Raw genomic sequence first — 11,894 nt, 5'->3', positions numbered from 1 at the left:
GATGAAAAAGCAAAACGTAAGACAGAATGCAGGGCAGACAGCCCGCATGGAAAACAAGAGTGTATCCTCCAAGGTGACTATCCGTAATTCCACCACGCTGATAGAGCGTTCGGAAACAGGAAAGGAAAAGCAAAAACCGGAAACAAACGATTACGAGGAGACCTTCCTGAAACGGCATATCATGGAAAAGGGAGTGTCCGTCTATGTTTCCCAACAGATCAAGGATGAGATTGCCTGCATCGTGGGCACAATCACAGGCAACAGCCTGCCTCTCTCCGCCTACATCGACAACATCATCCGTCATCATCTTGACACCCATCGCGATGAGATAGATGCCTTGTTCGAGCAACAGTTCCGTAAACGTTTCGAGCGATGAAGCAGGTCATCTTTATTCTGCTGTCGGTAGGCTTAGCCTATCTCGGCAGCGTGCAGATCGCCTGCTTCCTGTACGGACGCTATCGGAGTGCCGTGAGACTCTACCGTGACTTGCAACTCTTTTTCAGGGAACGAGGCAAGGGGAAAGTCGTTGTTACCATCCGCATCCCCCAAAAGGAATCCTCCCGAGAGGAGAATGTCCTTTTAGCTGAATTGCCCATTGAAGAAGCTCAACAACAAAAACAGAGTCCTGAAACAGAAGTGCCCGAAGCGACCTCTCCAACTATTCCCGAAGAAGAGGAATCTGTACTGGTGGAAGTCCAAGGTGAAAGCCACTCCCTTTCGGAAAGCATCACAGCAGAAGAATTGCAACAAATGGGCAGTGTCCTCTCCTGTAAGAATGCTCCGATAGAAGAAGCCGCGAAAGCCGCCGAAACCATCTATAAGATACATGACTCCCCGATGTTCCAAGCGATTAAGAAAGCGGCAGGAGAACGTGTCCGCGAACTGCTGGAGCGCGTTGCCGAAGAAGCTCCGAAAGAGGTTCAGTCAGGTAACTTCGATTACAAACGATTTATCAAGACATAGTATTCACCCACTCAAAGCAAAGAGAAAGTATGAGTAACCCCATCTATCTCGCCATCGCTTCCCTCAAGGGAGGTGTCGGCAAAACCTCGCTTACGGTACTTGCCGCAAGCATTCTGCATTACCACAGAGGATACGATGTCGTCGTGGATTGCAACCATCCCGTCTATACAATTGCCCGTCTGCGGCAGCAAGAGTCGGAAGAACTGAATCCTCAAAGGCTGATGCGCCTGAAACATCGGACAGCCTATGCCCCTTATCCGATTATCTGTACTCCGGTGCGGGAAGCCCTGAACAGGGTGGAGCGACACTGTGCGGACAATCCTCCTCGCTGCATCCTCTTCGACCTCCCTCCATTGATGCGTACCGAAGGAACAGTAGAGCTGCTTTCAGCAATGGATGCCGTCGTCTTTCCCGTTACGGGCAGTCCGATGGATATGGAAGCTGTCCGCCATTTCATCGACATCTTGGGAGAACAGATACTGACGATGGGCAAGGGCAATATCCGTGAACTTTACCTGCTCCGCAATATGATACAGGCTTGGGAATGCGAGGATGCCGATGAACGCTGTCGCACCCTTGCCGATGAAACAGGAGCTTTGCTGATGCAGACTTCATTGAGCCACTCCCGTTTGTATCGTCCTTTCCTTTCCGAACGCAAAAGAGGAGTATGTACCCTCTTCCCTCCTCACGGAGGAAAGTTGAGTCAGCTATGCAACGGGTTGGGCGATGAACTTCACGAAATCCTGCAGCGCCTATGTTCCGAATAGTCCTTGTCCTTCTCTTGCTCTACCTTTTGTGGCTGCTGCTTTTTCTCTTGTATGAACGAGGAAAAAGAAAGAACAGAGCAATTAAGAAAAAGCCTTGCCAAACGGTCAGTGACGCTGAAATCATCGGTAAAAGTCGCTTCAAGCTCAGCCACTCGAAGCCACAAGTACGCAGTTATCCAAAAGGTGAGGCAGAAGCAAAAAAGGCTTCTACTTTTGCTCCTGAAAACGGACAAGATCCATCGGAAGATCCGGATGAACAGCCCGACATAGATGAGATTCCTTTAACGTATGAGTCCTCCGATTCTCCACCCTTTGAAGAGGAGGACGAGGAACTTCCCATACAGGGAGAAAGCGAATATGCCACGGGAATTGATTTTGAACGGGTACTGGAAGCCTTGTCGGTCATTCACCGCCACGCCCATACCGAAGCAGAGCGACAGAGGACCGGCGATACGCTGAAAGAATTGGAAGGAACTCACCTGATGGAAACGCTCCGAAGCGACGCGAAACGCTCGGCCACGATCGATGAAATCGTCCGTGCCCGTTTCGAGGAACTTTACAGCGGCGAAAAGGCATAACGTCTCTTCCGAACGGTCTTGACCCAATAGTATGAACCCTTTAATACAACAGGCAATGAAAGAAAAAGAGTACGGCTGACCCTAAAAGAGCCACCACTAACATCCGAAAGTAACAACAGTATTCATCCGTCGGGAGGACCTATCCAATCCTCTCGGCACAAAACAAAGATTTATGACCAAAAGACATTTTCTAATCGCAGCCGTCCTGCTGCTTTCCATTTCCTCTGCCTTTGCCCAAGGCAACGGCTTGTCGGGCATCAACCAAGCCACCAACATGGTGACGAGTTATTTCGACCCTGCCACGAAACTCATTTATGCCATCGGTGCGGTCGTGGGACTTATCGGAGGGGTAAAGGTCTACTCAAAGTTCTCGTCCGGCGATCCCGACACCTCGAAGACCGCCGCAAGCTGGTTCGGGGCATGTATTTTCCTCATCGTGGCAGCCACCATTCTTCGTAGTTTCTTCCTCTAAGCCTATGGAGACCTATCCCATCAACAAGGGAATCGGCCGCTCGGTAGAGTTTCAGGGACTCAAAAGCCAATACCTGTTCATCTTCGCAGGAGGGCTGCTCGCCCTTTTCGTGCTGTTTGTCATCCTCTACATGGCGGGTGTCAATCAATGGATCTGTATCGGCTTCGGAGGGACTGCCGCATCCGTTCTGGTGTGGCAGACCTTCTCCCTGAACAGGAAGTACGGGGAACACGGGCTGATGAAGCGTTCCGCGCTGCACAGCCATCCCCGCTACCTCATCAACCGACGACGCATTCCCCGTCTGCTGCGACACAAGGAGCTGCCGAGACGAAAGAGGAGAGAGCGTAAAAGAACGAACAAAGGAAAGGAGGACAAAGAATGAGAAACGTACTGAAAGCCACCACGCTGGAGAACCGCTTCCCGCTGCTTGCCGTCGAAGAGAGCTGCATCCTCTCAAAGGATGCCGACATCACGGTCGCCTTCCGTGTGGACTTGCCAGAACTCTATACGGTAACGAGCGCGGAGTATGCCGCCATCCACTCGGCTTGGGTGAAGGCTATCAAGGTCTTGCCGACCTACAGTGTCGTACACAAGCAGGACTGGTTTGTCAAGGAGGACTATCGTCCTGACTTGCAGAAGGAGAATATGAGTTTCCTCTCCCGCAGTTTCGAGCGACACTTCAACGAGCGACCCTTCCTGAACCACGCCTGCTACCTGTTCCTGACCAAGACGACCAAGAACCGTAGCCGGCAGCAGAGTAATTTTTCCACGCTCTGCCGTGGGCACATCATCCCCAAGGAGGTACGAGACAGGGATACCGCCCGCAAGTTCATCGAAGCGACCGAGCAGTTTGAGCGGATTATGAACGAAAGCGGTTTTGTCCACCTTACTCGATTGACGGACGAAGAAATTGTCGGCACGGAGGAAAAACCGGGACTGATAGAGAAGTATTTCTCGCTCTCCCTTTCCGACACGACGGTCTTGGAGGACATCGACCTGAGAGCCGACCGGATGCGTATCGGCGACAAACGACTCTGCCTGCATACCCTCTCCGATACGGAAGACCTGCCCGGACTGGTAGGTACGGATATGCGTTACGAACGTCTCTCCACCGACCGCAGCGACTGCCGCCTTTCCTTTGCCGCTCCCGTGGGGCTGTTGTTGCCGTGCAGCCATATCTACAACCAGTATGTGCTGATTGATGACAGTGCGGAGAACCTGCAACGCTTCGAGAAGAACGCACGGAACATGCACTCGCTCTCCCGTTACAGCCGCTCCAATCAAATCAACAAGCAATGGATCGACGAGTACCTGAACGAGGCGCACAGCTTCGGGCTTACCTCTGTCCGCTGCCATTGCAATGTCTTGGCGTGGAGCGAGGACGAGGAGGAACTCTGCCGTATTCGCAACGACGTGGGCAGCCAGCTCGCACTGATGGAGTGCAAGCCACGACACAACACGGTAGATGTGCCGACGCTCTTTTGGGCGGGCATTCCCGGCAATGAAGCCGACTTCCCCGCGGAAGAAAGCTTTTACACGTTCATCGAGCAGGCGGTCTGCTTTTTCAACGAGGAGACCAACTACCGTGATTCACTCTCGCCGTTCGGCATCAAGATGGCAGACCGTAGCGGCAAGCCGATTCATTTGGATATTTCTGACCTGCCGATGAAGCAAGGCATCATCACGAACCGAAACAAGTTCATCTTGGGTCCTTCAGGTTCAGGCAAGTCGTTCTTCACCAACCACCTCTTGAGGCAGTACTGGGAACAGAACACCCATATCGTATTGGTGGACACGGGAAACAGCTATCAGGGCTTGTGCGAGATGATACGCCACAAGACACAGGGCGAGGATGGGGTCTACTTCACCTATTCCGATGAGAGTCCCATCAGCTTCAATCCGTTCTATACGACGGATAAGGTATTCGATGTGGAGAAGCGGGAGAGCATCAAAACCCTGCTGCTGACCCTCTGGAAAAAGGACAACGAGCCTGCCACCCGTTCGGAGGAGGTCGCCCTCTCCAATGCCGTGTCGCTCTTTATCGAGCGCATCAAGACGGACGACGGCATCGTACCCTCGTTCAACAGCTTTTACGAATACCTCACCACCGATTACTCGGCTCTGCTTCGTGAGAAAAAAGTCAGGGAAAAGGATTTTGACTTGGCCAATTTTCTCAACGTGCTGGAGCCGTACTACAAGGGTGGAGAGTACGACTATCTGCTGAACTCGGACAAGCAGCTTGACCTGCTTAACGCCCGCTTTATCGTCTTCGAGATTGATGCGATAAAGGATCATCCCATCCTATTCCCCATCACGACCATCATCATTATGGAGCTGTTCATCAACAAGATGCGACGATTGAAAGGAATACGGAAGGTCATCCTTATCGAAGAGGCTTGGAAGGCTATTGCGTCTGCGAATATGGCAGGGTATATAAAATACCTCTACAAGACGGTAAGAAAGTTCTTCGGCGAGGCGGTCGTGGTGACACAGGAGGTGGACGACATCATCTCCTCTCCCGTAGTCAAGGAGTCCATCATCAACAATTCCGACTGCAAGATACTGCTTGACCAGCGCAAGTACATGAACAAGTTCGATCAGATACAGGCACTCTTGGGATTGACGGACAAGGAACGGGGACAGATACTCTCCATCAACCAGAGCAACGATGCCACACGGTCGTACAAGGAGGTGTGGATCGGACTCGGTGGCGTGCAGTCCGCCGTCTATGCCACCGAAGTGTCGAAAGCCGAATACCTTACCTACACGACAGAAGAGACCGAGAAGATGCGCGTGCTCGCCCGTGCCGGGCAACTCGGCGGAAACATGGAGCTTGCCGTCAGGCAGCTCGCCGAAGAAGAATAGTAAAGAATAATCACACTAAAATCCAACGTAAAATGAGAAAGAGAATTTTAATGCTTATCACGTGCGGTTGCCTCTTGGCAGGCAACGCACACGCTCAATGGGTAGTCACTGACCCTACCAACCTTGCACAGAGCATCATCAACACGACCAAGGAGATCGTGCAGACCTCCAAGACGGTCAAAAACACGCTCGACAACTTCAAGGAGGTGGAGAAACTCTATAATGAGAGCAAGAAGTACTACGATGCCCTGAAAAAGGTGAACGACCTCGTGCGGGATGCCCAACGGGTGAAAGAGACCATCCTGATGGTCGGGGAAATCTCCGACATCTATGTGAACAACTACAAAAAGATGCTCTCCGACCCGAACTTCCGCCCGGAGGAGCTGGTTGCCATCGCCAACGGCTATACCAAACTGCTCGGAGAAAGCAACAACCTGCTCAAGGAACTGAAGCAGGTGGTGAACATCACCACGCTGAAGATGACCGACAAGGAGCGTATGGACGTGGTGGATCGCTGCTACAAGGAGGTACGGGACTACCGCAATCTCGTGCGTTACTACACGAACAAGAACATCTCCGTGAGCTATCTCAGAGCCAAGAAACAGCAGGACACCGACCGGGTGCTCTCGCTCTATGGAACGGATAACGAAAGGTATTGGTAGGTATGGGAGCGGAATTTGACAACCTGCACCAAGTTCTCCGTACTCTTTATACGGAGATGATGCCGATGTGCGGCGACATGATAGGCGTCGCCAAAGGCATTGCGGGCTTGGGCGCACTCTTCTATGTGGCACTTCGGGTATGGCAGACGCTTGCCCGTGCCGAACCCATTGACGTCTATCCGTTGCTCCGTCCGTTTGCGCTCGGTCTCTGTATCCTCTTTTTCCCGATGGTCTTGGACACCATCAACGGAGTGCTCAGTCCCATTGTACAGGGTACACACAAGATGCTCGAAAAGCAGACCTTCAGCTTGGACGAATACCGCAAGTTACGGGACAAGCTGGAGTACGAGGCGATGGTGAAAAATCCCGAAACAGCCTATTTGGTCAGCAACGAGGAGTTCGACAAGAAACTGGATGAACTCGGTATCGCTCCCTCGGACATGGCAACGATGGCGGGGATGTATGTGGAGCGAGGTATGTATAATCTGAAGAAATCGATTCGCAATATGGTGCGGGAACTTTTAGAACTGCTTTTCGCCGCTGCCGCTCTGCTTATTGACACGCTTCGGACATTCTTCCTGATTGTCCTCTCCATCTTGGGACCGATAGCCTTTGCCATCTCCGTGTGGGACGGTTTTCAGAGTACCCTCACGCAGTGGTTTACGAGGTATATCTCCATCTATCTGTGGCTGCCGGTGGCGGACTTGTTCAGCTCGATGCTGGCCAAGATACAGGAACTGATGCTCAAGCACGACATCACACAGTTGCAAAACGACCCTACCTACACGATAGATGCCTCGAACGGCGTGTACCTTGTCTTCATGATTATCGGTATTATCGGTTACTTTACCATTCCGACCGTTGCGGGCTGGGTGATACAGGCAGGAGGTGCAGGTAACTACGGCAAGAACGTGGGACTTGCTGCAGCAAAGGGCGCCGGTATCGCAGGTGCCGTAGGTGGAGCCATTGGCGGTTTCGCCGGAGGACACGCACGAAACATGATGAACTATGCAGGGAGCAAGGGAAGAGAGATAGCCGGGAAATTATTTCATCGGGGAGGAAACCAATCATCCGAACCATCGGAACAAAACTAAAAAACTATGGAATTTAAGTCATTAAAGAATATCGAAACAAGTTTCAGACAGATACGCCTCTTTACCTTGGTCGTCATCTGCCTGTGTGCTGCCCTTGCGGGCTATTCGGTATGGAGTGCCTACTCCTTTGCCGAAGCCCAGAGGCAGAAAATCTATGTGTTGGATGGCGGCAAGTCGCTGATGCTCGCCCTGTCGCAGGATCTGTCGCAGAACAGACCTGCTGAGGCAAAAGAGCACGTGCGCCGCTTCCATGAGTTGTTCTTCACCCTTTCGCCTGACAAGAGTGCCATTGAGGGGAATATCTCCCGTGCGCTGCTCTTGGCGGACAAGAGTGCCTACAACTATTATCGGGATTTCTCCGAGAAAGGGTATTACAACCGTATCGTGGCGGGAAACATCAATCAGGTCGTGCAGGTGGACAGCGTGCTTTGCGACTTCGACCGCTATCCCTATGCGGTACGGACGTATGCCCGACAAATGATTATCCGTGCCACCAACGTGACCGAGCGCAGTCTCGTCACCATCTGCCGCCTGCTGAATACGAGCCGCAGCGACGACAATCCGAACGGATTCAATATCGAGGGATTCGAGATAGTGGAGAACAAGGACATCAGTACCCGTAAGCGATGAAAAAGAAAAGTCTGTTCCGAATGATGCAAGAGGGAGCGGAGGCAAGACTCCGTCGCCTGTGCGGACGCATCCCCACTCATCTGAGGCTGTGTGTCGTCCTGACGATGCTTCTCTTTTTCGCCATCCTTGCCAACTATGTTTTCTTCAACGGTTTGTATCGCATCTTCTGTGACGGACACTCCGAAGAGGAATCGCTACCGATAATCAAGCATATAGAAGCCCCAGAAGTAAGGCGGCTCTATCCCAACGACAGTATCAACCTATTAAAGTATTACGATTATGTACCCATTCAAAAGAAAGACAACCTCCGATACGAGCACCTCACCTGAGCTGACGGAGGAAGAGAGACAAAGGCGAAAGAAGTTTGTCATTTATCCCCTGATGTTCCTGCTTTTTGCAGGCTCCATGTGGCTCATCTTTGCTCCTTCGAAGAAAGAAGAGGAGAAACAGGTAAAGGGCTTCAACACGGAAGTGCCCGACCCGATGGCAGCCGAACTGATCGGTGACAAGAAGAAAGCCTACGAGAAGGAGATAATGGAACAGAAGGAACAGGAACGAAGTCAGGCGATGCAAAGCCTCAGTTCCATGTTCGGTGAAATGACAGGAGGACAACCGGCACAGAGTTCCGAAGAGTTGGCTTTGAAGGCAGACGCATCAGAAAGAGATAACGGCTTCGGCTCTCACACCGCTGCTTCGCAAGCCGGATTCCACGCCTCTGCATCCGCCTATCAAGACATCAACCGCACGCTCGGCAGTTTCTATGAGGCACCGAGAGAAGACCCTGAAAAAGAGGAACTGCGTGCCCGATTGACAGAGTTAGAAGCCCGCATAAGCAGTGAACAGCAGTCGCCTGCCATAACTGTAAACGACCAGATGGCTCTGCTCGAAAAGTCCTATCAGTTGGCGGCAAAGTATATGCCGTCGGGCGGTGGACAGCAATTGTCAAGTAAGGCATTGCTTTCGGATGGGGAGACGGCTTCCGAAAGGAAAGCGGTTGCAACCACTCGAAACGGCAAGGCGACAGCTTTTCCCGTTGCCCCTGTGAGCGAGCAAGTGGTGTCGGCTCTGGCGCAGCCGATGAGCGACTCGACTTTCCGCTCCGAATATGTCAAGGAGAGAAATTTCCTATTTCAAACTGCTATCGGGACAGCCTCACAGACGGAGAGAAACACCATCTCAGCCTGTGTGCATAACAACCAGACGGTTATGGAAGGTCAGACAGTGCGTTTCCGTCTCTTGGAACCGATACAGGTGTCAAACAGGGAGATACCGCGTAATGCCCTTGTCGTCGGCGTGGCAAAGGTACAGGGCGAACGTCTGAACGTACTCATTACCTCACTGGAATATCGCGGGAACATCCTACCCGTAGAGCTGTCGGTCTATGACACGGACGGACAGGCGGGGATATTCATTCCCGGCTCGATGGAGCGCAGTGCCGCCAAGGAGATTGCCGCAAACATGGGAACGTCCGTAGGCAGCAGCGTGAACATCTCCACCGATGCGGGGGCACAGCTTGCCTCCGATCTCGGCAAGGGACTGATACAGGGAACGAGTCAGTATTTCGCCAAGAAAATGCGTACCGTCAAGGTGCATTTGAAGGCAGGCTATAAGGTATTGCTCTATCAACCGGAAAACAAGTAATTCATATTTATTATTCACCACTTTAATCCAAAGTAAAAATGAAAAGAACAGTTTTAGCCATCGCCCTGATGCTGGGCGCAATCTGTGCCAACGCACAGGAAACGACTTCAAGCGGAGACCTCTATCAGGGGCTGACCCGAAAGATTGCCTTCGAGCGGATGATACCGCCCCACGGCTTGGAAATCACCTACGACAAGACGGTGCACATCATCTTTCCGTCTGCCGTGCGCTATGTCGATTTGGGTTCGCCCAATCTCATTGCGGGAAAGGCGGACGGAGCGGAAAACGTTATCCGTGTGAAAGCGACGGTCAAGGACTTCCGTGAGGAGACGAACATGAGCGTCATCACCGAAGACGGGGCATTTTACACCTTCAATGTCAAGTATGCCAATGAGCCGTTGCTTCTGAATGTGGAAATGGCGGACTTCATCCACGACGGTTCGGGCGTAAACCGTCCGAACAACGCGATGGAGGTCTATCTCAAGGAACTCGGAAGCGAAAGCCCGATGCTGGTAAGGCTCATCATGAAATCCATTCACAAGGAGGACAGGCGGACGGTGAAGCACATCGGCAGCAAGTCCTTCGGTATTCAGTACCTGCTCAAGGGGGTGTACTCGCACAACGGACTGCTATACTTCCATACGGAACTGCGCAACAAGTCCAACGTACCGTTCGACATCGACTTCATCACTTTCAAGATCGTGGACAAGAAGGTCGCCAAGCAGACCGCCATGCAGGAGCAGGTGCTGCTTCCGCTGCGTGCCTACAACTATGTTACCTGTGTGCCGGGACAGAAGAGCGGCCGCACGGTGTTCACGCTTCAGAAGTTCACCATCCCCGACGACAAGCATCTCATTGTGGAGATGCACGAGAAGAACGGAGGAAGACACCAATCCTTTGTCGTGGAGAATGAAGACCTTGTGCGTGCAAGAGTAATTGACGAACTCAAAGTGAAGTAGTATGAGAAAGTATCTGTTTTTCCTGTTTATCGTGATGCTTGCCCTCCTTGCAGGGCAGGCACACGCCCAACGCTGTCTGCCCAAGATGAAGGGCATACGCCTGACCGCAGGCATGGCGGACGGTTTTTATTCCGCTTCCTCAAAGAATGAGACAGGATACTCGTTCGGGGCTGCGCTTGCCACCTACACGAAAGGCGGACACCAATGGGTGTTCGGGGCGGAGTATCTCCGTAGATACGAACCCTATCGGGAAAGCGGTATTCCTACGGAGCAGTTCACGGGCGAGGGAGGTTTCTTCTTTGGTGTGCTTTCGGACGGCAGCAAGACCTTCTTCCTCTCCGCAGGCATTTCCGCTTTGGCGGGTTATGAGACGGTCAATGGCGGAGAGAAACGGCTCTTTGACGGCTCGACGCTGCGCAATAAGGACGGCTTTATCTACGGTGGTGCCGTTACCTTGCAGACGGAGACCTATCTGACGGACAGATTCGTGTTACTGCTCTATGGCAGGGAGCGTTGCCTGTGGGGAGGCTCTACGGGACGTTTCCATACGCAGTACGGTGTCGGGCTGAAAATCATGCTGGACTGATGGACGTGCAACAGATGAGAGAAATCCCCATTGCGGGCTTCCTGAACGCAATGGGGATTCAGCCCAAAAAGCAAAAAGGCGACATTCTTTGGTACAATGCCCCTTACCGCACGGAACGGACACCCTCGTTCAAGGTCGATACGAATAAAAACGTATGGTTCGACTTTGGAATCGGCAAAGGGGGCGACATCTTCGACTTGGCGGGAGAGTTTATCGGAAGCGGTGATTTTCTCCTGCGGGCAGCTTTCATTGCAAAGAGCGGAGCGTGTCCGCTACCTGCTTTGGAGCAACCGCAAAGAAAAGTGGAGAAAGAACCCGTCTTTGAGGATATTTGGAAGCGTCCCTTATTCAATAGAAGACTGCTGGGTTATCTGGAAGAACGAGGAATCAATGCCCACGTTGCCATACCCAACTGCGAGGAGGTCCGATACCGTGTGCATGGCAAACGATATTATGCCATCGGCTTTCGTAATAATGCAGGAGGATTGGAACTGCGCAACCGCTTTTTCAAGGGTTGCATACCACCGAAGGACATTTCCTTGAAGCGTAATGGCTCGGACGTATGTTCCGTATTCGAGGGCTTTATGTGTACTTTCAAAATCGAAGTGCAACAAATAGTTTTGTTTTTCATGGGTCTAATCTATGAAAAACACCGTGGGTTTGCCTCGCGGCCGGGG

15 protein-coding genes are annotated in these 11,894 nt (G+C 52.1%); all 15 read left to right on the top strand.

From position 1 onward, the window contains the following. Position 1 precedes the first annotated feature (1 nt). The gene (locus tag EII14_RS05700; RefSeq protein ID WP_040580296.1) at positions 2 to 376 is read left to right on the top strand and encodes a DUF3408 domain-containing protein; all 375 of its coding nucleotides are present in this window, start codon (positions 2 to 4) and stop codon (positions 374 to 376) included. After that, the gene (locus EII14_RS05695; RefSeq protein ID WP_124931590.1) at positions 373 to 963 is read left to right on the top strand and encodes a hypothetical protein; all 591 of its coding nucleotides are present in this window, start codon (positions 373 to 375) and stop codon (positions 961 to 963) included. The genes EII14_RS05700 and EII14_RS05695 overlap by 4 nt, the downstream gene beginning before the upstream one ends. 29 nt (positions 964 to 992) lie before the next feature. Further along, positions 993 to 1,730 (top strand): ParA family protein, encoded by a 738-nt coding sequence (locus EII14_RS05690; RefSeq protein WP_124931589.1) that lies wholly within the window; start codon positions 993 to 995, stop codon positions 1,728 to 1,730. Next, positions 1,718 to 2,308: a conjugal transfer protein gene (locus EII14_RS05685; protein ID WP_124931588.1), complete on the top strand. Its 591-nt coding sequence runs from the start codon at positions 1,718 to 1,720 to the stop codon at positions 2,306 to 2,308. Before EII14_RS05690 ends, EII14_RS05685 begins: the two co-directional genes overlap by 13 nt. Positions 2,309 to 2,480: 172 nt before the next feature. Continuing rightward, positions 2,481 to 2,780, top strand: a complete 300-nt coding sequence (locus tag EII14_RS05680) for a DUF4134 domain-containing protein (RefSeq protein WP_004332848.1) — start codon at positions 2,481 to 2,483, stop codon at positions 2,778 to 2,780. Between the two features lie 4 nt (positions 2,781 to 2,784). Further along, complete coding sequence (locus tag EII14_RS05675; RefSeq protein ID WP_124931587.1) at positions 2,785 to 3,162, top strand: DUF4133 domain-containing protein; 378 nt, start codon at positions 2,785 to 2,787, stop codon at positions 3,160 to 3,162. Continuing rightward, positions 3,159 to 5,645 carry a TraG family conjugative transposon ATPase gene (locus EII14_RS05670; protein ID WP_124931586.1) on the top strand — a complete coding sequence of 829 codons (2,487 nt, stop codon included), beginning with the start codon at positions 3,159 to 3,161 and terminating at the stop codon, positions 5,643 to 5,645. Before EII14_RS05675 ends, EII14_RS05670 begins: the two co-directional genes overlap by 4 nt. A gap of 32 nt (positions 5,646 to 5,677) precedes the next feature. Further along, positions 5,678 to 6,307, top strand: a complete 630-nt coding sequence (locus EII14_RS05665) for a DUF4141 domain-containing protein (RefSeq protein ID WP_199733880.1) — start codon at positions 5,678 to 5,680, stop codon at positions 6,305 to 6,307. A 2-nt stretch (positions 6,308 to 6,309) separates the two neighbouring features. Further along, positions 6,310 to 7,401, top strand: a complete 1,092-nt coding sequence (gene traJ, locus EII14_RS05660; protein ID WP_124931585.1) for a conjugative transposon protein TraJ — start codon at positions 6,310 to 6,312, stop codon at positions 7,399 to 7,401. Positions 7,402 to 7,407: 6 nt separating this feature from the next. Then, the gene (traK, locus tag EII14_RS05655) at positions 7,408 to 8,031 is read left to right on the top strand and encodes a conjugative transposon protein TraK (protein ID WP_124931584.1); all 624 of its coding nucleotides are present in this window, start codon (positions 7,408 to 7,410) and stop codon (positions 8,029 to 8,031) included. Then, entirely contained in the window at positions 8,028 to 8,360 is a 333-nt protein-coding gene (locus tag EII14_RS05650) for a TraL conjugative transposon family protein (protein WP_042226202.1), read from the top strand. Before traK ends, EII14_RS05650 begins: the two co-directional genes overlap by 4 nt. Next, the gene (gene traM, locus EII14_RS05645) at positions 8,311 to 9,672 is read left to right on the top strand and encodes a conjugative transposon protein TraM (protein WP_124931583.1); all 1,362 of its coding nucleotides are present in this window, start codon (positions 8,311 to 8,313) and stop codon (positions 9,670 to 9,672) included. The genes EII14_RS05650 and traM overlap by 50 nt, the downstream gene beginning before the upstream one ends. A gap of 38 nt (positions 9,673 to 9,710) precedes the next feature. After that, complete coding sequence (gene traN, locus EII14_RS05640; protein ID WP_124931582.1) at positions 9,711 to 10,631, top strand: conjugative transposon protein TraN; 921 nt, start codon at positions 9,711 to 9,713, stop codon at positions 10,629 to 10,631. Between the two features lies 1 nt (position 10,632). Continuing rightward, positions 10,633 to 11,217, top strand: a complete 585-nt coding sequence (locus EII14_RS05635) for a conjugal transfer protein TraO (RefSeq protein ID WP_124931581.1) — start codon at positions 10,633 to 10,635, stop codon at positions 11,215 to 11,217. Beyond that, on the top strand, positions 11,217 to 11,894 hold a 678-nt coding region (locus EII14_RS05630; RefSeq protein ID WP_233569388.1), incomplete at its 3' end, for a CHC2 zinc finger domain-containing protein. The genes EII14_RS05635 and EII14_RS05630, both read left to right, overlap by 1 nt.

The organism is Alloprevotella sp. OH1205_COT-284 (assembly GCF_003859795.1).
Classification (GTDB): Bacteria; Bacteroidota; Bacteroidia; order Bacteroidales; family Bacteroidaceae; genus Alloprevotella.
The sequence above is the reverse complement of the archived record's forward strand: the minus strand, read 5'-3'. Positions and strand labels throughout refer to the sequence as shown.